General features: G+C 65.1%; 18 protein-coding genes. 15 read left to right on the top strand and 3 right to left on the bottom strand.

Features of this window, described 5'->3' with window-relative positions:
• Positions 1 to 36 precede the first annotated feature (36 nt).
• The 3 genes from AC3A56_RS10405 (at position 37) to AC3A56_RS10395 (ending at position 1,409) form a co-directional block, all read left to right on the top strand.
• Positions 37 to 276, top strand: a complete 240-nt coding sequence (locus tag AC3A56_RS10405) for a hypothetical protein (RefSeq protein WP_056718623.1) — start codon at positions 37 to 39, stop codon at positions 274 to 276.
• Positions 273 to 470, top strand: coding sequence for a DUF3606 domain-containing protein (locus AC3A56_RS10400; protein WP_487770260.1), 198 nt, complete (start codon positions 273 to 275; stop codon positions 468 to 470). The genes AC3A56_RS10405 and AC3A56_RS10400 overlap by 4 nt, the downstream gene beginning before the upstream one ends.
• Positions 471 to 638: 168 nt before the next feature.
• The gene (locus tag AC3A56_RS10395) at positions 639 to 1,409 is read left to right on the top strand and encodes a pseudouridine synthase (RefSeq protein ID WP_487770259.1); all 771 of its coding nucleotides are present in this window, start codon (positions 639 to 641) and stop codon (positions 1,407 to 1,409) included.
• A 44-nt stretch (positions 1,410 to 1,453) separates the two neighbouring features.
• Here the strand turns inward: AC3A56_RS10395 and kbl are convergent, their stop codons facing one another.
• The 3 genes from kbl to tdh form a co-directional block, all read right to left on the bottom strand.
• Positions 1,454 to 2,653 carry a glycine C-acetyltransferase gene (kbl, locus tag AC3A56_RS10390; RefSeq protein WP_056717589.1) on the bottom strand — a complete coding sequence of 400 codons (1,200 nt, stop codon included), beginning with the start codon at positions 2,651 to 2,653 and terminating at the stop codon, positions 1,454 to 1,456.
• Between the two features lie 79 nt (positions 2,654 to 2,732).
• A complete protein-coding gene (locus AC3A56_RS10385) occupies positions 2,733 to 6,371 on the bottom strand; it encodes a DUF748 domain-containing protein (protein ID WP_487770258.1) in 3,639 nt (1,212 codons plus the stop codon).
• A 172-nt stretch (positions 6,372 to 6,543) separates the two neighbouring features.
• Complete coding sequence (gene tdh / locus AC3A56_RS10380) at positions 6,544 to 7,566, bottom strand: L-threonine 3-dehydrogenase (RefSeq protein ID WP_056717611.1); 1,023 nt, start codon at positions 7,564 to 7,566, stop codon at positions 6,544 to 6,546.
• A 235-nt stretch (positions 7,567 to 7,801) separates the two neighbouring features.
• Here tdh and AC3A56_RS10375 point away from each other — a divergent pair, with 235 nt between their 5' ends.
• The 12 genes from AC3A56_RS10375 (at position 7,802) to AC3A56_RS10320 (ending at position 20,946) form a co-directional block, all read left to right on the top strand.
• A complete protein-coding gene (locus tag AC3A56_RS10375) occupies positions 7,802 to 9,964 on the top strand; it encodes a S46 family peptidase (RefSeq protein WP_487770257.1) in 2,163 nt (720 codons plus the stop codon).
• Between the two features lie 78 nt (positions 9,965 to 10,042).
• Positions 10,043 to 11,011: a tRNA (adenosine(37)-N6)-dimethylallyltransferase MiaA gene (gene miaA, locus AC3A56_RS10370; RefSeq protein ID WP_487770256.1), complete on the top strand. Its 969-nt coding sequence runs from the start codon at positions 10,043 to 10,045 to the stop codon at positions 11,009 to 11,011.
• Positions 11,012 to 11,143: 132 nt separating this feature from the next.
• Positions 11,144 to 11,428, top strand: a complete 285-nt coding sequence (gene hfq, locus AC3A56_RS10365; RefSeq protein ID WP_007809007.1) for an RNA chaperone Hfq — start codon at positions 11,144 to 11,146, stop codon at positions 11,426 to 11,428.
• A gap of 57 nt (positions 11,429 to 11,485) precedes the next feature.
• Positions 11,486 to 12,787, top strand: a complete 1,302-nt coding sequence (gene hflX / locus AC3A56_RS10360; RefSeq protein ID WP_487770255.1) for a ribosome rescue GTPase HflX — start codon at positions 11,486 to 11,488, stop codon at positions 12,785 to 12,787.
• A 180-nt stretch (positions 12,788 to 12,967) separates the two neighbouring features.
• On the top strand, positions 12,968 to 14,038 hold the full coding sequence (hflK, locus tag AC3A56_RS10355) for an FtsH protease activity modulator HflK (RefSeq protein ID WP_487770254.1): 1,071 nt from the start codon (positions 12,968 to 12,970) through the stop codon (positions 14,036 to 14,038).
• Positions 14,038 to 14,904 carry a protease modulator HflC gene (hflC, locus tag AC3A56_RS10350; protein ID WP_056717583.1) on the top strand — a complete coding sequence of 289 codons (867 nt, stop codon included), beginning with the start codon at positions 14,038 to 14,040 and terminating at the stop codon, positions 14,902 to 14,904. The genes hflK and hflC overlap by 1 nt, the downstream gene beginning before the upstream one ends.
• A 10-nt stretch (positions 14,905 to 14,914) precedes the next feature.
• Positions 14,915 to 15,097, top strand: coding sequence for a DUF2065 domain-containing protein (locus tag AC3A56_RS10345; RefSeq protein ID WP_487770253.1), 183 nt, complete (start codon positions 14,915 to 14,917; stop codon positions 15,095 to 15,097).
• A gap of 58 nt (positions 15,098 to 15,155) precedes the next feature.
• A complete protein-coding gene (locus AC3A56_RS10340) occupies positions 15,156 to 16,448 on the top strand; it encodes an adenylosuccinate synthase (RefSeq protein ID WP_056717581.1) in 1,293 nt (430 codons plus the stop codon).
• Between the two features lie 133 nt (positions 16,449 to 16,581).
• Positions 16,582 to 17,211 (top strand): HD domain-containing protein, encoded by a 630-nt coding sequence (locus tag AC3A56_RS10335; protein ID WP_487770252.1) that lies wholly within the window; start codon positions 16,582 to 16,584, stop codon positions 17,209 to 17,211.
• Positions 17,212 to 17,330: 119 nt separating this feature from the next.
• Positions 17,331 to 18,218, top strand: coding sequence for a restriction endonuclease (locus tag AC3A56_RS10330; protein WP_487770251.1), 888 nt, complete (start codon positions 17,331 to 17,333; stop codon positions 18,216 to 18,218).
• Positions 18,219 to 18,277: 59 nt separating this feature from the next.
• Positions 18,278 to 19,762, top strand: coding sequence for a type I restriction-modification system subunit M (locus AC3A56_RS10325; protein WP_487770250.1), 1,485 nt, complete (start codon positions 18,278 to 18,280; stop codon positions 19,760 to 19,762).
• Entirely contained in the window at positions 19,759 to 20,946 is a 1,188-nt protein-coding gene (locus AC3A56_RS10320) for a restriction endonuclease subunit S (protein WP_487770249.1), read from the top strand. The genes AC3A56_RS10325 and AC3A56_RS10320 overlap by 4 nt, the downstream gene beginning before the upstream one ends.
• Positions 20,947 to 20,948: the final 2 nt, after the last annotated feature.

The raw sequence follows: 20,948 nt of genomic DNA, 5'->3' as shown, positions 1-20,948 counted from the left end.
ATGAGCGGGGCGACTTCCCTTGCAGGAGCGCCCGGCATGATCGTCTACACCGTCAAGCAAAGCGAGAACGGGTTATGGAGCGTTTCCTACATGGGCATCGTGCTCGAGGATGGCCTTCACCTCGGCCCGGCCATCAAGCGGGCGAGGGACGCGGCTCGCGCAGAACACCTGGATTCGGGCCTCACCACGCGAGTGGAAATGCACGGCGCCGGTGCGACCGTGCCCCTGGCCAACTACCAGAAGATGCAGAGCAACTGGACGGGCGCCACAGCGTGAGGGCGATCGTGAGCGAGCGGATAAATCTTCGTGATCGACTGAGTCGTGCCCACTGGTGCGGGTGCTTCAGCTGTAGTGACCGCGAGTTGGTCGCCGCGGTACGAGCTACCGGCAGCACTGAGGTCGGGGTGGTGGGGCTATACCTGGCAACAAGGTACGCGCTGGAATCGTTCGAGGTTTCGGACGCCGCGTAGGTTGGCGAGTTTCTTGCTGGCTCGTGAACATGCCGATCGCCATCGGCACCAAGGGAACAGGATTGGAATAGCCGACATCCGTTTCACCGCACGCAGGCTTTTCTCACGGTGATGCGGTAGAGCGGCCCTTTGTTGTGGCGCGAAGGTGCTGGCCTGTACGCTAGCGCGATGCGCCATTCCCCTTCCTCTTCTCGTGCACCTTCGGGGGCATCCGCGCAGTCACCGCGGCATGGTCTGGCTCGTGTGCTGTCCAAACTGGGTGCCTGTTCGCGCAGCCAGGCCGAGCAGTGGATTCGCGCCGGTCGGGTCAGCGTGGATGGCCGCGTGGTTCGCGATCCCTATCAGCCCACCCTGATCGACCGCCATCGTCTGGCGGTCGATGGCCAGCCGGTGCAGCGAAGTGAAAGCGTCTACGTGGCGTTCAACAAGCCGCGCGGCATCGTGGTCAGTGCGGCCGACGAACATGGCAGGGCGACGGTCTATACCGCCCTGGCTGCAGCCGGCCTGCCGTGGCTGGGGTCGGTCGGTCGTCTGGACAAGGCCAGCGAAGGCTTGCTGCTGCTGAGCAACGACACGACCTGGGCCGCGGGCATCACCGACCCGGCGACGCATCTGGAGAAGACCTACCACGTGCAGGTGGCCGGTCAACCTGACGCCGCGGCGCTGCAGGCGATGCTGGCCGGCGTCGAGGATGCGGGTGATCGGCTGAAGGCGCGCAAGGCCACGCTTCTGCGCGTGGGCGACAAGAATGCGTGGCTGGAAGTGGTGCTGGACGAAGGACGCAACCGGCATATCCGCCGGTTGCTGGCTGCCCTGGGTTTCGACGTCCTGAGACTGATCCGGGTGGCGATTGGCCCACTTGTCCTGGGCGAGTTGGCGAAAGGCCAGTGGCGGCGACTCGACCAGGACGAAGTGCGAGCCCTCGTCACGAAGTCATAGGGCACCGCCCGCGGCGGACGCCCCCGGCCTGCGCCCGGAACCGATCAGCCGGCGATCACGCCGAGCTTTCGTCCCACCCTGGTGAACGCGGCAATCGCCCGGTCGAGGTGCTCGCGGGTATGCGCCGCGCTCATCTGCGTGCGGATGCGCGCCTGGCCCTGCGGCACAACAGGGTAGAAAAAACCGGTGACGTAGATGCCTTCCTCCAGCAAGGCCGTGGCCATCGCCTGGGCCTTCGGTGCGTCGTAGATCATCACCGGCACGATCGGGTGCACGCCGGGCTTGATGTCGAAGCCCGCCGCGGTCATCTGCTCGCGGAAGTAGCGGGTGTTCTCCTTGAGCTGCTCGCGCAGGTCGCCGGCGCTGGCCAGCATGTCGAATACCTTGATCGCGGCGGCGACCACGTGCGGCGGCAGCGAGTTGGAAAACAGGTAGGGACGCGAGCGCTGGCGCAGCAGCTCGATCACTTCCTTGCGGCCGGTGGTGAAGCCGCCCAGGGCGCCACCCAGCGCCTTGCCCAGGGTGCCGGTGAAGATGTCGATCCTGTCCATCACGCCGTTGACCTCGGCCGCGCCGCGGCCGGTGTCGCCGAGGAAGCCGGTGCAATGGCATTCGTCGATGTGCACCATCGCATCGTATTTCGCGGCCAGCGCGGTGATCTCGTCGAGCCTGGCGATGAAGCCGTCCATCGAGAACGAACCGTCGGTGGTGATCAGCTTGGTGCGCGCGCCGGCCGCGTCGGCGGCCTGCAGCTGCTTCTCCAGGTCGGCCATGTCGCTGTTGGCATAGCGGAAGCGCTTGGCCTTGCACAGGCGGATGCCGTCGATGATCGAGGCGTGGTTGAGCGCATCCGAGATCACCGCGTCTTCCTCGCCCAGCAGCGGTTCGAACAGGCCGCCGTTGGCGTCGAAGCAGGCGGCGTAGAGGATGGTGTCCTCGGTGCCGAAGAACGCCGCGATCTTCGCTTCCAGCTGCTTGTGCAGATCCTGGGTGCCGCAGATGAAGCGCACGCTGGCCATGCCGAAGCCGTGCGTATCCAGCGCGTCCTTGGCGGCCTGGATCACCTCGGGGTGATCGGCCAGGCCCAGGTAGTTGTTGGCGCAGAAGTTCAGCACCTTGCGGCCGCCTTCCAGCTCGATCTCGGCGGATTGCGGCGAGGTGATGATGCGTTCGGCCTTGAACAGGCCCTGCTCGCGGATGGAGTCGAGTTCGCTGGCGTAGCGTGCCTTGGCTGAGTAGCTCATGGGGAATTCCGGCCGTTGGACAAAGCGCCATTGTAGGGCGCCAGGCGATCGCTGCGCATGCGTATGTACTGCGCGGCGATCAATGCAGGCCGAAATCCGCGCGAGTGGTCTTGCCCTTGTCGTCGATGCCCTTTGCATCGAGCTTGGGCGGCTTGATCGCGACCCGCTTGTCGTCCAGCTTGCCATGCAGCCACTCCTGCACGGCGGCGGCGCGGCGCTCGGCCAGCGCGCGCATCGCGGCGGCGTCCGTGTTCACGTGGGTTTCCAGCAGGCTGCGCATCTCCTCCGGCTCCAGCGACTTGCTGAGGCCGAGGACGTTCTTGGGTTTCTCGAAGTCGGCGTGTCGGTAGGCGCGCCGGAGATAGCGCTCGTGTTCATCCGGCGTCACCGTCACCTCGGCCAGCGCCGCTGCCGAGGCGTCCGTGGCGATCTTGTCGCCCGACTCCTTGGCCAGCTTCTCGCGGCGGATCTGGTCATCCACGGTCACCTTGCGCAAGCCGGCTTCGTCCAGCGACGGATCCACGCGGCCGCTGATGTCCAGGGTGAGCGCGGGCTTGCGGTTGAGCATCTGCACGATTTGTCCGAGGCGATCCTTGGCGGGTCCATCCAGCACCGCGGAACCCGGTGCAAACTCGACGTAGCCGAGATCCTCGTGGCTGCCGCCGAACGCCGAGGCAAGCAGGCGAAACGGCGCGGTGGCCGCCTTGGCGATAAGGTTGCCGAACGCGCGCATGATCATGCCGCCGAGGCTGAACTGCGGATCGTCCAGCGAGCCGGACACCGGCACGTTCACGTCGATATTGCCCTGGGTATCCTTCAGCAGGGCCACCGCCAGCTTCACCGGCAGGTGCGACACGCCGGGGCTGTTCGAGCGCTCGCCGAAGGTCAGCTGGGTGATGAAAAGGTGGTTGTCTGCATTGAGCTTGCCCTGGTCCAGCAGGTAGTGCACGTCGGCAGTCAGCCGGCCCTTGCTGATGGGGTAGCCGGTGTACTTGCCGGAATAGGCGCTGAGCCGGGTCAGCTCGACGTCGGTCGCCTTGCCCTTGATGTCGAGGAAGGCCACCGGCAGCAGCGGGTTGATGCTGCCGCTGATGTCCACCGGCGAGGCATCGTCCAGTTTCGCCTGCGCCACGAGTTCGGCGGGCGGTTCGCCGGCGGTGGTGCCGAACGCGCCGATCCTGCCGCTGAGGCTGGTGAGGTTGGCGGTGTAGTTCGGCCTGATGAAGTTGTCGGTGTAGTTGAGCTGGCCATTGGCCAGGGTGACCTCGCCGATGCGGATGTCGGCGGCGGGCGCCGTGGGTGCGCTGGCCGCCGGCTGCGGCGCCGCCGGCGTGGTGTTCGCGGCGCGGGTCACCGATACCGGCGCCTGTTCGCCGTTGGCGATCACGTCGGACAGGTTCAGGCGTCCGTTGCTGTTGACGATGACGCGCGCGTAGAACGCATCCAGCACCAGAGCGCCCAGATGCACGCGCGGCGTACCGCTGCCGTAGCGCAAGTCGATGCGCGAGCCGCGCAGCGAACGCCAGCGCATGAAGTCGTCGCCGGTGACTTTGTCCTGCATGCGCACGCGCTCGAACGCGGCGTCGCCCGCGTAGTCGAAGCGTGGCTCGGACCGGCGGCCGTCGTAATGCAGCTTGCCGTCGCTGCTGAGTCGGGCGCTGGTGACATCCACATTCAGCGGCACGCTGGCGTAGGGCACGAAGCTGGCGATGTCCAGTCGCCTGGTGGTCAGCTGCAGGTCGGCTACCGCGGGCAGCGGTTGCAGCGTGCCTGCGGTGGCGAAGCTGCCCTTGCCGATACGGCCTTCGAGCTTGACTCGACGCGGCTGGTCGAGCTTGTTGCTGAGCGCTTCGACATTGCCGTTGAGTGCCTCGATGAGCAGCGATGCCGGCCTGGCGCCATCGATGCTGCGATCGGTGAGGCGCAGCGAACCCTGTTCGACGCCAAGATGGGCGATGCTCCAGCGCCAGGCCGGACCTTCGTCACCGCCGGCAGGTACGGGATGTTTGCCGGCGAACAGGCTGATCAGGTTGATCCGGTCGTCGCGCTCGCGCACGGCGTCGACCTGCAGACCGTTCGCCGTGACCTTGCCCAGTTGTGCGTTGCGGGTGGCCAGGTCGAGCCGGGTGATGCCGGCATCCAGTTTGCGCCACGCCACCAGTGCAGCCAGCCCCCTGGCCCGCGGCTCCAGCGCGAAGTCGCTGATGCCGAGTTGGGCCGGTTCGATGTGCAGGTTGAATGCCTTGCCCCAGTCCAGTCGCAGCTGGCCGCTGGCGTCGAGCTTGCCTTTCGCGATGCGCGCCGCCGTGGCGGATGCGACCAGCGCCTGCAGCGGCACGAGCGACACCTTTTTCAGTTCGAGTGTGCCGGCATAGTGGCTGGCGGCGAGGTCGACATCGCCACGCGCGCTGAGGCTGCCGCCGGCGAGCTGGCTGGCCAAGTCGAGTTTGGCAGCCGGCCCGGCGAGCGTGCCCAGGCCGAGCAGGCTGCCGTGCAGCCGGATCAGCTGCAGCTTGGCCTGGCTGGCGTCGGCGTAGGTGAGCGCGCTGTCCTGCAGCGTGAGTGCGCTGATGCGCAGGTCGGTCGGCGGCGCCTTGTCATCGGTCTTGTTGTCATCGTTTCTGGCCGCAGATGGCATCAGCGTATCGAAGTTGCTGTGGCCGCCGGCACGCTGGGTGTAGAACAACGCGGCGCGTTCCAGTTGCATCGCGCCGAGGTGGTAGCGCGAGGCCAGCGGTTGCACGTCGGTCAGTTCGATGTTGCCGTGTTCCAGCCTGGCGATGGGCTCACCGCGGCTGCTGTCGAGCGTGAAATCATCCAGTTGCAGGTTGCCGGTGAGCTGCAGCTGCGGCATCGGCTGCGTCTGCACGAAGTGCAGGGACAGCCTGCCGCTGAGCAGGCCCTTGGGAATCGCCACCGGCATCGCCGCCGGTACGTAGCCCAGGTAGCGCGGCAGGTCGAGCCGGTCGAGCTGGAAGCCGATGGTCGACTCGCGGTTGCTGGCGAACGGCTTGGTCTGGCCGTCGATGCGCAACGCGCTGCCGTCCACCGTCATGGCCAGCAGCGGCTGCACGAAGATGTCGGTGGAGCTGGGCAGGTTGGCCAGGAACGGGATGCCCAGTTCGAGCTTCTCGATGTGGTGCTGCGCGCCCAGCAGGCGGTCGTCGAAGCGGATGTCGCCGCCGTGGACGCTGATGTTGGAGATCGAGAAACGCGTCGGCTTGCTGTCCGGCGACGCCGGCTTCGCGGTGAAGCGCTCGACCAGGTCGCTGAAGTTGAACCGCTGGTCCTTGCCTCGCGTGATGGCGATCCGCGGCTGATCGAGCCGCAGTTCGTCCAGCACCGGAGCCAGCCGGAACAGCGAGCTCCACGAGGCGTTGAGCGTGAGTTGGTCGATGTCGACGAAGGGCGTCTGGCCGTCCGCCTCGGGCAGGTGCAGCTTGCCGACCCGCAGGTTCAGCGTGAACGGATTGAAACGCACCTGGCCGAGACTCAGCGGCCGTCCCAGCATCTCCGCGGAGTGGTTCTGCAGGTAGTTGCGCAGCAGCGGCGGAGCGGCAAGGAAGCCGAGCAGGGCGTAGACCAGCAGCACGGACGCGAGGATGGCTGCGATACGGCGGGCGCGGGGCGAGCGCCCCAGCTGCCGTGCACGCGTTCGTGCGGAATCCCCGGCTGCACGCAAGGAGGCGCGCAGCCGCGACAAGCTCGACCCGGACATACCGACTCCCTGGAAACGCTGAATGGTTGATTCAACCCGCCCTGCATGGGGTGCAGGTGGGCTGATGACGAATCTACCGCGACCGCGCTTAACGCGGGGACACCGCCCGCGACCTTGCGGCCGGTCGCGAGCGGTCAATCCGGGAGCTGACGAGCGGCTGCCGCCTCATGGCTCAATGCCAGGAACAGACGACCTTGCCGCAGGTGCCGGCGTCCATCAGGTCGAAGCCCTTCTGGAAATCGTCGATGTGGATCTGGTGGGTCAGCACCTTCTGCAGCGGGAAGCCGGTCAGCACCATCTGGGTCATCTTGTACCAGGTCTCGTACATGCGCCGGCCATAGATGCCTTGCAGGGTGAGGCCCTTGAAGATCACCTTGTCCCAGTCGATGCCGGCGCCGCGCGGCATGATGCCGAGCATGGCGACCTTGCCGCCGTGGTACATGCATTCGAGCATGTCGTTGAACGCGCGCGGGTTGCCGCTCATTTCCAGGCCCACGTCGAAGCCCTCCATGTGCAGGTCCTTCATCACGTCCTTGAGCGACTGGTTGGTGACGTTGACCACGCGGGTGGCGCCCATGTCGGCGGCCAGCTTCAGGCGGTAGTCGTTGACGTCGGTGACCACCACGTTGCGCGCGCCGATGTGCTTGGCGATGCCGGCGGCGATGATGCCGATCGGGCCGGCGCCGGTGATCAGCACGTCCTCGCCGATCATGTCGAATTCCAGCGCGCAGTGTGCGGCGTTGCCATAGGGGTCGAAGAACGCGGCCAGCTCGGACGGGATCTGGTCCGGGATCGGCCACAGGTTCGAGGCCGGCATGGTCATGTACTCAGCGAACGCGCCGTTGCGGTTCACGCCGATGCCGATGGTGTTCGGGCACAGGTGCTGGCGGCCGGCGCGGCAGTTGCGGCAGTGGCCGCAGACGATGTGGCCTTCGGCCGAAACGCGGTCACCGATCTTGTAGCCGGTCACGCCCGGGCCGATCTCCACGATGCGCCCCACAAACTCGTGGCCGATGGTGAGGCCGGGCTTGATCGTGCGCTGGCTCCACTCGTCCCACTTGTAGATGTGCAGGTCGGTGCCGCAGATCGCGGTTTTCTCGATCTTGATCAGCACTTCGTTCGGGCCGACCACGGGCATCGGCACCTCTTCCATCCAGATGCCCTGTTCGGGCTTGCGCTTGACCAGGGCTTTCATCGTCTGCGACATGGGGAATCCATCGGTTGGCCCGCGCGGCGGGCAGGGAAGCGGCAATTATAGATTGATCGAAGCCGGCGCCGAAGATGGCGGCACCAAGGGACCGGCTGTGGCAGGCGGTCCCACCCTGCCGAAAGTCACTACCGGTGAACGGTGGGTTTGCGGCATAAAGGTCGGCCAGATCGCAAGAAAATGCGATTCGGCCCACTTTTCCGATTTTCCCAAGGAGTGCTCCATGCGTCGTGTCCTGCTTGCTGCCGCGCTGACCGCCGGTCTCGCCGGTACCGCCCATGCCGTCGAAGGCATGTGGCAGCCCGCCCAGTTGCCGAAAATCGCCGCCACCCTGAAACAGCATGGGCTGAAGCTGGATCCGGCCAGCCTGACCGACCTGACCGCCTACCCGATGGGCGCGATCGTGAGTCTGGGCGGCTGCACCGCCTCGTTCGTGTCGCCTGAAGGTCTGGTGGTGAGCAATCACCACTGTGTCTACGGCGCGCTGCAGCTGAACTCCACGCCGGAGAACAATCTGATCGAGAAGGGTTTCCTGGCGAAGACGAAGGCTGAAGAACTCTCCGCCGGCCCGACCTCGCGCATCTTCGTCACCGAGGAAATCCGCGACGTCACCAAGGCGATCACCGCCAAACTCACGGACGACATGAGCGGCGCCGAGCGCTACAAGGCGATCGAGCTGGCGATCAAGGAACAGGTCAAGGCCTGCGAGAGCGAGGGCTATCGCTGCGACGTCTACACCTTCCATGGCGGCTACAGCTACCAGTTGATCAAGCAACTGGAGATCAAGGATGTGCGCCTGGTCTACGCGCCGCCGGATTCCATCGGCAAGTTCGGCGGCGACGTCGACAACTGGATGTGGCCGCGCCACACCGGCGACTTCGGCTACCTGCGCGCCTACGTCTCGAAGGACGGCAAGTCGGCCGCCTTCTCGAAGGACAACGTGCCGTATCAGCCCAAGCATGTGCTCAAGGTGAACCCGCAGGGCGTGGAAGCAGGCGACTACGTGATGGTGGTCGGCTACCCCGGCCGCACCAACCGCTACCGCCTCGCCGACGAGGTGCAGAGTTCGATCGACTGGATGTACCCGACCCAGATCAAGGTCTACGAGGACACGCTGAACATCATCAACACCGCCGGCAAGGCTGACCCGAAGGTGGCGGTGAAATACGCCAGCATGGTTGCCGGCCTCAACAACTACCTGAAGAACTTCGGCGGCCAGCTCGAAGGCCTGCGTCGTGCCGACGCGGTCGAGGTCAAGCGTACCCAGGAAGTGGCACTGGAAGCCTGGTTGAAGCAGCAGGGCGGCGCGGAAAACGCCGCGCTGGCGGCGGACATCGGCAAGCTGCGCCAGCAGATCGCCGCCAACCAGGCCACCCGCGATCGCGACCTGGCCATCGGCCTGGTGACCCGCGCGTCGATGTTCAGCACGGCGGTGCGCCTGACCCATCTGGCGAAGGAGCGGCCGAAGGCCGACCTCGAACGCGATGCCGGTTACCAGCAACGCGACTGGGTGCGCATCGAAGGCGGCCTGAAGCAGATGGATCGCCGCTTCGATCCGGGCGTCGACCAGCAGTTCATGGTCTACGGCCTCGCGCGTTACGTGGCCTTGCCGCAGGCGCAGCGTCTGCCCGCGCTCGATGCGTGGCTGGATGGTGCAAAGACCGAAGTCCAGCTCAAGCAGAAAGTTGCCGCGCTGTATGCCGGCAGCAAGCTCGGCAACGTCGACGAGCGCATGAAGTGGTTCGCTGCCGACAGCAAGGCGATCGACGCCAGCAGCGACAGCATGCTCAAGCTCGCCCGCGCGGTGCAGCCGCAGCTGAAGCAGCTGGAAGACGAAGGCGACGCCCGCGACGGCGAGATGAGCAAGCTGCGCCCGCGCTACATGCAGGCGATGATCGCCTGGAAGGATTCGCAGAAGCTGCCGGTCTACCCGGATGCGAACAGCTCGCTGCGCGTCACCTTCGGCAACGTGCAGGGCGTGGCGCCGCGTGATGGCGTCAGCTACGCGCCGTTCACCACCGCCCAGGGCATCGTCGAGAAGTACACCGGTGCCGAACCGTTCGATGCGCCGAAGGCCGAACTCGATGCGATCAAGGCCAGGGCGTTCGACAGCTATGCGTCGCCGAAGCTGGGCACGCTGCCGGTCAACTTCCTGGCCGACCTGGACATCACCGGCGGCAACTCAGGTTCGCCGGCGATGGACGCGAATGGCCAGCTGGTCGGCCTCGCGTTCGACGGCAACTGGGAATCGGTGAGCGGTGACTGGCTGTTCAATCCCGAGCTCAACCGCTCGATCCAGGTCGACGGGCGCTACATGCTGTGGGTGATGCATCACCTCGACCACGCCGACAACCTGCTGAAGGAAATGGGCGTGCCGGCGAAGTAACGCGCTGGTTCGCGCAAGTACCGGGCCCGCGTCGTCGACGCGGGCCTTTTGCGTTGCGGCAGCCTCTAAACTAGCGCCATGCCCTTCGATCACCGTCCCCTCGCCATCTTCCTGATGGGCCCCACCGCCTCGGGCAAGACCGCGCTGGCGTGCGAATTGAGCGAGCGTTTCCCGCTGGACCTGGTCAGTGTCGATTCGGCCCTGGTCTACCGCGGCATGGATATCGGCACGGCCAAGCCCGATCCGGCGACGCTGGCACGTTATCCCCACGCGCTGGTCGACATCCGTGATCCTGCGCAGCCGTACTCGGCCGCGGATTTTTGTGCCGATGCGGTGCCGGTGATGGAGCGGATCAGCGCGCGGGGCCGGGTGCCCCTGCTGGTCGGCGGCACCGGGTTGTATTTCCGCGCCTTGCAGCTCGGCCTGTCCGACCTGCCCGAGGCCGATCCGGCCACGCGGGCGCGGCTGGGCGCCGAGGCAGCGCGGTCCGGCTGGCCGGCGCTGCATGCGCGGTTGGCCCAGGTCGATCCGGTCGCGGCAAGCCGCATCGACAGCAACGACACCCAGCGCCTGCAGCGTGCGCTGGAAGTGTTCGAGCTGACCGGCCGTCCATTGTCCGAGTTGCAGCGGGGCGGGGCGGGCGCGGTGTTCCCGTGGCGGGTGCTGAAGATCGCGCTGCTGCCGGCCGACCGCCAGCTGCTGCACCAGCGCATCGCGCAGCGGTTCGACGCCATGCTGGCCGAAGGCTTCCTCGACGAGGTGCGCGCGTTGCGTGCACGGCGCGATCTCGATGCCGACCTGCCGGCGATCCGCGCCGTCGGCTATCGGCAGGCGTGGGAACACCTGGATGGCCGCAGCGATGCCGCGGAGTTCCGCGATCGGGCCATCTTCGCCACCCGCCAGCTGGCCAAGCGCCAGATCACCTGGCTGCGCAGCGATCACGGCGCACGCCTGTTCGAGCCCGATCAGGCCGGCCTGGCGACGCGCGTTGCCGGCGCAGTGCAGCTGTTTGTCTCTCCCCCGGCAGAGCCCGTGCCGCCAATGTGACGCCACGCACTTGCGGGGCGCAAAAATCTTCTTTCATCAAGCATTTGAAAGCAGTTAACATCGAGTCATGTTGGGCCGGGGCGCCACTGGCGTTTTTTCTCCGGTCTGTTTGGTGCAAGGGGAGAACAAGAAATGTCCAAGGGGCAATCGTTGCAGGATCCATTTTTGAATGCTTTGCGGCGCGAACGGGTGCCGGTGGCCATCTACCTGGTCAATGGCATCAAGCTGCAGGGGACCGTCGAGTCGTTCGATCAGTTCGTGGTGCTGCTGCGCAACCAGGTCAGCCAGATGGTCTACAAGCACGCCATCTCCACCGTGGTGCCCAGTCGCAACGTGCGCATCGGCAATGGTCATGACGGCCACGATGGCCACGACCATCCGGCAGATGCCTCGGGCGGCGCCGACGCCGACGCTTGATACAGCGGCGGTCAGCCCGCATGAAGAAGGTTTGCTCCCGAAGGATCACGCCCACTCGTGTTTGACCGTCAAAAGAAAGGCGATCGTGCCGTCCTCGTCCTGCCGCATTCGCGTGGCGAGGGCGACACGGCACGCCGTGCGGAGGAGTTCGCCGAACTGGTGAAGTCCGCCGGCGCCGAGGTGCTCGCCGTGATCAGCGCCCGCGTCGAAGATCCCAACCCCCGTTACTACATCGGCAGCGGCAAGGCCAACGAGGTCGCCGAGGCGGCGCGTGCGCTGGACGCCGACCTGGTGCTGGTCGATCACCTGCTGACCCCGGTGCAGGAACGCAACCTCGAAAAGCACCTGGGCGTGCGCGTGGTCGATCGCGCCGGGCTGATCCTCGACATCTTTGCCCAGCGCGCCCGTTCGCACGAGGGCAAGCTGGAAGTGGAACTGGCCCAACTCAAGCACCTGGCCACCCGGCTGGTACGCGGCTGGACCCACCTGGACGCCCAGCGCGGCGGCGCCATCGGCAACCGCGGTCCCGGCGAAACCCAGCTGGAAACCGACCGCCGCCTGCTCGGCGAGCGGGTCAAGCAGCTCACCAAACGCCTGGAAAAGGTCCAGGTCCAGCGCGGCCAGCAGCGCCGTGCGCGTCTGCGCAACACGGTGCCGCGGGTGGCCCTGGTCGGCTACACCAACGCCGGCAAGTCGACCCTGTTCAACGCGCTGACCACTGGTGACGTGTTCGCCGCCGACCTGCTGTTCGCCACCCTGGATCCCACCGTGCGCAAGCTGGAGGATCTCAGCTGCGGTCCCGCGGTGATCGCGGACACGGTGGGCTTCATCCGCGAACTGCCGCATGACCTGGTCGCCGCCTTCCGCGCCACCCTGGCCGAGGCCCGCGATGCCGACCTGCTGCTGCACGTCAGCGACGCCGCCGACGAGGAGCGTGAGCGGCTGCATCGGGTGGTCGACAACGTGCTGGAGGAAATCGACGCCGGTGACGTGCCGCAACTGCGGGTGATGAACAAGATCGACCTGGCCGGCGCCGAGCCGCGGATCGAACGCGACGCCACCGGCAAGCCGGTGCGGGTCTGGCTGTCCGCCGCCACCGGTGTCGGCCTCGACCTGCTGCGCCAGGCGCTGGGCGAGCTGCTGGGCGGCGAGCGGGTACGCTCGCCGCTGCACCTGCCGCTGTCAGCCGGGCGCCTGCATGCGCGGCTCAAGGCGGCGGGCGCCATCAGCGGCGAGTCGATCGACGAACATGGCTGGCAGTTGCACATCGACGCCCCGCGCAGTGTCATCGCCCCGCTTGGCGGCGGCGATCCGGCCGAGGCAAAACTGCTGCAGGAACTGCTGGCCGTGGCGGAATGACCCCGTTCCCGGCGCGCGGCGGCGGGCGCGCTCTGATAGAATCCCCGATGTTTGCGCGGCCGCGAAAGGCGGCTCGCACAGGACTTTCGACAGCCTCGGCTGAATCTCAATGCAACCCGGTGCAACACGTGTTTCGACCGTGGTTGCCGGCCCCCGGACGTCCCCAAAGGAGACTGACTCGTGGCATGGAATGAACCCGGCAACAACGGGCAAAAAGATCCGTGGAACAGAAACCGCCAGGGCGGCAAGTCGCCGGTGGATGACCTGCTGAACAAGGCCAGGAACCGCGTCGGCAAGATGGGGCAGGGGCCGGGCAGCATCCTCACCGGCATCGTGGTGCTGCTGGTGGTCGGCCTGCTGTTCAGCAGCTACACCATCATCGGCGCGCGCCAGCAGGGCGTGGTGCTGCGGTTCGGCCAGTATTCGCGCACCCTGGCGCCGGGCTTCCACCTGAAGCTGCCGCAGCCGATCGAGTCGGTGAACAAGGTCGAGGCCACCCGCATCCGCTCGGTCACCGACAAGGTGGCCATGCTGACCCGCGACGAGAACATCATCACGATCGACTTCACCGTGCAGTACCAGGTGGACGACTCGCGCAAATACCTGTTCTCGCTGAACGACCCCGACGGCACCATCAGCGCCGCGGCCGAGGCCGCCGTGCGTTCGGTGATCGGCGGCAGCGACATGGACCAGATCCTGTCCGCCGCCGGCGCCAGCCTGGTCACCCAGGCGCAGCAGGCGCTGCAGAAAACGCTGGACGGCTACGACTCCGGCCTGCGCGTCACCGAGGTCAGCTTCCAGAACGTGGCGCCGCCGAACGAGGTGAAGGACGCCTTCGACGACGTCAACAACGCCCGCGAAGACAAGCAGAGCATCGAGAACGGCGCCCTGGCCTACGCCAGCAAGGTGGTCCCGGTGGCCCGCGGCGACGCCGCCCGCATCGCGGCCGAAGCGGCCGGCTACAAGGCCGAGCGCATCGCCCGCGCCCAGGGTGACGCGGCACGCTTCGACCTGCTGCTGAAGGAATACAAGGCCGCGCCGGAAGTGACCCGCAAGCGGCTGTGGCTGGAAACGATGGAACAGGTGATGGCGAAGAACCCGAAGGTGATCGACGGCTCCGGCGGTCGCAACATCATCAACCTGCCGACGCTGCAGGGCAGCGCCACGACCACCTCGCCCGAATCGGCGGTGGTGGGCACGGTGGTCGCGCCCGCCAGCAGCGATGCGGCCAGCAAGGGAGCGCAGCCATGATGAAGATCGGCTCCATCGTCCTCGCCGTGCTGGTCGCCCTGCTGGGCATCAACAGCATGTTCGTGGTCAGCGAAGGGCACAGCGCCCTGTTGCTGCAGTTCGGTCGCATCGTGCGCACCGACTACCAGCCCGGCCTGCATTTCAAGCTGCCGGTGATCCAGCAGGTGATGAACTTCGACAAGCGCATCCTGTCGCTGGACGCGCCGCCGGAGCGTTACTTCACCTCCGAGAAGAAGAGTGTCAACGTCGACTTCTACGTGAAGTGGCGCGTCGCCGACAACGCCGCCTACTACCGCGCCACCGGCGGCGACCAGCTGCAGGCCGCGCAGCGGCTGACCCCGATCGTGAAGGACGCGCTGCGCTTCGAGTTCAACGCCCGCACCTTGCCCGACCTGATCTCCGGCGGCCGCAAGGACATCACCGAACGCGTGCGCGCACAGACCGACGCGTCGGCGCGCAAGAACCTCGGCATCGCCGTGGTCGACGTGCGCATCAAGCGCATCGACCTGCCCAACGAGGTCAGCGAATCGGTGTACAAGCGCATGCGTGCCGAGCGCCTGCAGCTGGCCAACGAACTGCGCTTCACCGGCCAGGAATCGGCCGAGACGATCCAGGCCGACGCCGACCGCCAGGGCCAGGTGCTGCGCGCCGACGCCCAGCGCGACGCGGCCAAGATCCGCGGCGAAGGTGACGCCCAGGCGGCCACCATCTATGCGCAGGCCTACAACCAGGATCCGGAGTTCTTCAGCTTCTATCGCAGCCTGTCGGCGTACCGCAGTTCGTTCGAGGACGGCAAGGGCGTGATGATCCTGAAGCCCGACGACGAGTTCCTGCGTTACTTCGAACAGTCCAGCTCCAAGCGCTGAGTCGCGGCCGATGCGCCAGCTGGGTGCCGCGTTGTGCCTGGTGCTGGTGATCGAGGGACTCATGCTGTTCGCGGCGCCGCGCGGCTGGCAGGCAATGATGCGCGAGGCGCTGAAACTGCCGCCGCGCAGCTTGCGTCTGATCGGCGCTGGCGTGATGGTGGCCGGACTGGTGCTGCTGCAGATTTTTCATTGATACGCGCAGCCCCATCCCGGCGGCGCAAAACCTGATCGAAACCTCCCGGAGTAATGCAATGGGCAAGTCAGTAGTCATCCTCGGAGCCCAGTGGGGCGACGAAGGCAAGGGCAAGATCGTCGACCTGCTGACCGAGCGGGTCAGTGCGGTGGCGCGCTTCCAGGGCGGCCACAACGCCGGCCACACGCTGGTGATCAAGGGCAAGAAGACCGTGCTGCACCTGATCCCCTCGGGCATCCTGCGCGACGACGCGCTGTGCCTGATCGGCAACGGCGTGGTGCTGTCCCCCGAGGCGCTGATCAGCGAGATCGCCGAGCTCGAGGCCAACGGCGTCGAAGTGCGCTCGCGCCTCAAGATCAGCCCGGCCACGCCGCTGATCATGCCGTACCACATCGCGGTGGATAAGGCGCGCGAGATCGCCGCCGGCGGCAAGGCCATCGGCACCACCGGCCGCGGCATCGGTCCGGCCTACGAGGACAAGGTCGCCCGCCGCAGCGTGCGCGTGGCCGACCTGATGTACCCGCACGAGCTGCCGGCGCTGATCAAGACCGCGGTCGACTACCACAACTTCATCCTCACCCAGTGGCTGAAGGTCGAGCCGGTCGACTACCAGAAGGTTCTCGACGACGCGCTGGCCTGGGGCGAATACATCCGCCCGCTGGTCGACGACGTCGCCACCATCCTGCACGACGTGCGCGCCGAAGGCGGCAACATCCTGTACGAAGGCGCCCAGGGCGCGCTGCTCGACATCGACCACGGCACCTATCCCTACGTCACCTCGTCCAACACCACCATCGGCGGTGCGCTGGCCGGCACCGGCGTGGGTGCCCGCGACATCGACTACGTGCTGGGCATCTGCAAGGCCTACGCCACCCGCGTCGGCAGCGGCCCGTTCCCCACCGAGCTGCACGACGAAATGGGCGAGCGCCTGCGCAAGGTCGGCAACGAATTCGGCGCCAGCACCGGCCGTCCGCGCCGCTGCGGCTGGATCGACCTGGTCGCGCTGAAGCGCGCCACCCAGATCAACGGCATCAATGGCCTGGCCATCACCAAGCTCGACGTGCTCGACGGCCTGGAAACCATCAAGGTCTGCATCGCCTACGAATACCGGGGCAAGCGCCGCGAACTGGCCCCGCTCGACGCCGACGGCTGGGACGAGTGCAAGCCGGTCTACCTGGAATTCCCCGGCTGGCAGGAATCCACCGCCGGCATCCGCGAATGGAACAAGCTGCCGCCCGCGGCGCGTGCGTACCTGCGTGCGGTCGAGGAACTGTCGGGCTGCAAGCTGGCCCTGGTCGCCACCGGTGCGGATCGCGACGACACGATCAGCCTGGATGATCCGTTCGCCTGATCGAGGTTCGTCATCGTTGCAAGGAAGGAGCCCCGCGTTGCGGGGCTTTTTTTGGGGCCGTTCAGGAAGCGGTTTCGCGACTGCGACAGTTCGCAGTCATCATGGGAGCAGTAAACCCACCAGGGGAAACACTATGACCGTACTCACCGACCGCTTCAGCCGCGCCGTCGACTACGCCCGCATCGCGCACGCCGCGCAGGTGCGCAAGGGCTCGAATATCCCATACCTCTACCACCTGCTCGGCGTGGCCAGCCTGGTGATCGAGTTCGGCGGCAGCGAGGACCAGGCCATCGCCGGCCTGTTGCACGACACGCTGGAGGATTGCGGCGCCGCGCACGAGGTGGTGATCCGCGCCCAGTTCGGCGACGCCGTGGCCGACATCGTCAAGGATTGCACCGACGGCACCGCCGAAGGCAAGGCCAGCCACACCGATCCCGAAGCCAAGCGTCGTGACTGGACCCGCCGCAAGCTCGCCTACCTCGCGCACCTGAAAGCCGCGTCGGATCAGACCCTGCTGGTCAGCGCCTGCGACAAGCTGCACAACGCCCGCGCCATCGTGCAGGACCTCGAACATCCCGAAGTCGGCACCCGCGTGTTCGACCGCTTCACCGGCGGCCGCGAGGGCACGCTCGGCTACTACCAGGCGCTGGCGGAAATTTTTTCCGCGCGCCACGTACCGGCAGCCAAGGTGCTCGATGCGACGGTGGAGTGGATGCATGAATTGGCTGGGGCAAGTGAACGTCACGTCCTGGCATCACGTTGAAAGACCTCTAACGCGCAAGCGAAAGCCCACAGAGTGCGCCCAATACTTCACGGCGTTTGAGCCGCGCCCCCACACGACGTAAAGTCGCGGGATCATTGCGGAAAGTTGGGGAGAAAAGCGTGGCGCATATAGGTAAGGCTAGGGCAGGCCATCTCATTCGGAATCTCTTCCAAGTGCTACTCGAACATCCGGACGGTATCCGGGCCGTCGACGCGCTGAGTGCGCTCGAGAAGCGCATCCAGCTCACCGATTACGAGGCAGGCGACTACGACTCTGGTGGCCGCCGCTTCGAGCGCATCGTGCGATTTGGCACCGTGACTTGCGTCAAGGCAGGCTGGCTGACCAAGCACAAGGGTGTATGGACCGCGACTGACGAGGGTAAGGCGGCGTTTCTCGCCATTACTGACGAAGAGAGCTTCTATCGGGCTGCGGAAAAGCTCTACTGGAAGTGGCGGAAGGCGCAGCCGGCAACCACCGAAGACGAAGCTACCGACGCTGCGGCCGAAAAGTCGGCGGTCATCACCTTGGAACAAGCCGAGGAAATGGCCTGGAAAGAGATCGAGGACTATCTGGCGGAAATGCCGCCCTACGATTTCCAGGAACTAGTAGGCGAATTGCTGACCGCCATGGGCTACTACGTGGCCTGGATCGCACCACCCGGTAAGGATGGCGGCGTGGATGTCATCGCCTACAACGACCCGTTGGGCACCAAGCCGCCACGCATCAAGGTGCAGGTCAAGCGCAACGCCAACTCGCCGAAGATCGACGTCACGGGGCTACGCAGCTTCATGGCTGTGCTGGGTGACGATGACGTAGGCCTATTCGTGGCTCTCTCGGGCTTCACCAAAGATGCCGAGCTGGAGGCCAGACAGTCGCACCGTCGGCTTTCATTGCTGGACACCACCAAACTTGTCGAACTTTGGACCAGCCACTACGGCAAGCTCGAGGACAGCGCGCGACGCAGGTTGCCCCTCAAGCCGGTCTGGTTCCTGGCGGGCGAGGAATAGCTCTCTCTGTCATTGCCTCACGGTGCAATTCAAATAATCAAATCAGGCAGTAGAAGAACGTGATCACAGGCACCATCAAATCCCAGGTCGACCAGATCTGGAACGCATTCTGGAGCGGCGGCATTTCCAACCCGATGGAGGTCATCGAGCAGATGACCTACCTGCTTTTCATCAAGCGGCTGGATGAGATGCAGACGGTCAAGGAGAAGAAGGCCCATCGCATCAAGCAGCCGGTCGAGAACCCGATCTTCAACAGCCGTCAGCAGAAGCTGCGCTGGTCGCAGTTCAAGGATCTGGGCGACCCGGGCCTGCTGTATCACATCGTGTCCGAGGAGGTGTTTCCCTTCATCAAGAAGCTAGGCGGGCACGGCGGCGAATCCACCTACGCGGCCCACATGAAGGACGCGCGCTTCACCATCCCCACGCCGGCGCTGCTGGCCAAGGTGGTGGATATGCTCGACGCCATCCCGATGGACGATCGCGACACCAAGGGCGACCTCTACGAATACATGCTGGGCAAGATCGCCAGCGCCGGGCAGAACGGCCAGTTCCGCACGCCGCGCCATATCATCAAGCTGATGGTGGACATGATGGCGCCCAAGCCGTCCGACATCATCTGCGACCCGGCCTGCGGCACGGCGGGCTTCCTGGTGGCGGCCAGCGAGTACCTCAACGCACATCACAGCGATGAGATCTACGCGGACAAGAAAAGCGCGAAGCGCTTCAACCACGACACCTTCCACGGCTTCGACTTCGACAGCACCATGCTGCGTGTCGGCTCGATGAACATGCTGCTGCACGGCGTGGAAGACCCGGCCATCGAGAATCGCGACAGCTTGAGCGAAGGCCACGCCAACGTCGAAGGCCAGTTCAGCCTGATCCTGGCCAATCCGCCGTTCGCCGGCTCGCTGGATTACGAGAGCACAGCCAAGGATCTGCAGGCCATCGTCAAGACCAAAAAGACCGAGCTGCTGTTCCTGGCGCTGTTCCTGCGCCTGTTGAAAGCCGGTGGCCGCGCCGCCGTGATCGTGCCGGACGGCGTGCTGTTCGGCTCATCCAAGGCGCACAAGGCGCTACGCCGCATGCTGGTGGAGGAGCACAAGCTGGACGGCATCGTCTCCATGCCCTCGGGCGTGTTCCGACCGTATGCCGGCGTGTCCACCGCCATCCTGCTGTTCACCAAGACCAACTCCGGCGGCACGGATAACGTGTGGTTCTACGACATGCAGGCGGACAGCTATTCGCTGGACGACAAGCGCAACCCGCTGGATGCCGACAAGCACGACAGCAACAACCTGCCGGACGTGCTGCGGCGCTGGCAGCATCGAGGTGCCGAGAAGAAGCGGGCGCGTACCGAGCAGAGCTTCCTGGTGCCGAAGGCGGAGATCGCCGGCAACGACTACGACTTGTCGATCAATCGGTACAAGCAGGTGGTGTATGAGGAAGTGCAGCATGAGTCGCCGCGGAAGATTCTGGGCGAGCTGAAGGTGCTGGAGGCGGAGATCGTGCGGGGGATGGAGGAGTTGGAGGGGATGTTGAAGTGAGTGCCCCGACCGTTGCACTCGGCGATGTAGCAGATTTCATCCGGGGAGTGACCTACAAGCCCGCCGACCTCATGGAGAACTTCTCTGAAGGTTCGATCGTCTGTATGCGAACCGCAAACATTCAGAAGACATTGGACGAATCCAGCCTTCTTTCGATCCCACGCGGTCTCGTTAAAAATGACGACAAGATGTTGCGCGAGGGCGACTTGTTGGTTTCTACGGCCAATAGTTGGAACCTGGTAGGAAAGTGTTGTTGGGTGCCGCCGCTGAAATACGCTGCGGCAGCTGGCGGCTTCATTGCGGCATTGAGGGGCGATCAAAGCAAGGTTGATCCACGTTATCTCTATCACTGGTTCAGTTCACCAGACACCCAGAGCAATGCACGCAACTGCGGTCGCCAGACAACGAACATATCCAACATGGATATTGGTCGGTGTCTGGCGTTGAAGATTCCGGTACCACCGCTACCCGAACAACGCCGCATCGCGGCGATCCTGGACAAGGCCGACGCACTGCGCGCCAAGCGCCGCGAAGCCATCGCCAAGCTCGATCAGCTGCTGCAGTCGGTGTTCCTGGAAATGTTCGGCGATCCTGTTGGAAACCCAAAGAACTGGCGAGTCTCCACAATCGCTAGTGAGTGCGAAGTGGGGAGCGGGTCTACACCCTCAAGGCAGATTGAAGAGCATTTCGGCGGTGAAATCCCTTGGGTCAAGTCTACGGAGGTGGACTGGGGGCGAATTGACGAAACGGGTGAGCACGTCTCGATGCTGGGTCAGAAGGTGGCGCGTCTGAAGGTCTTTCCCGTTAATACGGTCATTGTCGCCCTGTATGGTCAAGGGACAACTCGTGGAAAATGTGCTCTGCTGTGTATTCCTGCAGCGATGAACCAAGCCTGCGCTGGCATACAAACAGGAGCTTCGGTCAACCCGACTTATCTTTTTCAATACCTAAAATGGAGTTATGAACGCTTACGCGGTGAATCTAGAGGGGGCAACCAAGAGAATCTGAATCTTGGCATCCTGAAAGGATTTGAGTTGCTCATTCCTCCTATTGCCTTGCAACAAAAGTTTGCAGCTTTCTCTGATGCGACCGAACGTCAACGTGGCCATCTTCGGCGTCATGCCACAACACTTGATGCACTATTTGCCTCCTCGCAACAACGAGCCTTCGCAGGAACGCTCTGAGC

Source organism: Rhodanobacter sp. Soil_C_14 (assembly GCF_057657335.1).
The sequence above is the reverse complement of the archived record's forward strand: the minus strand, read 5'-3'. Positions and strand labels throughout refer to the sequence as shown.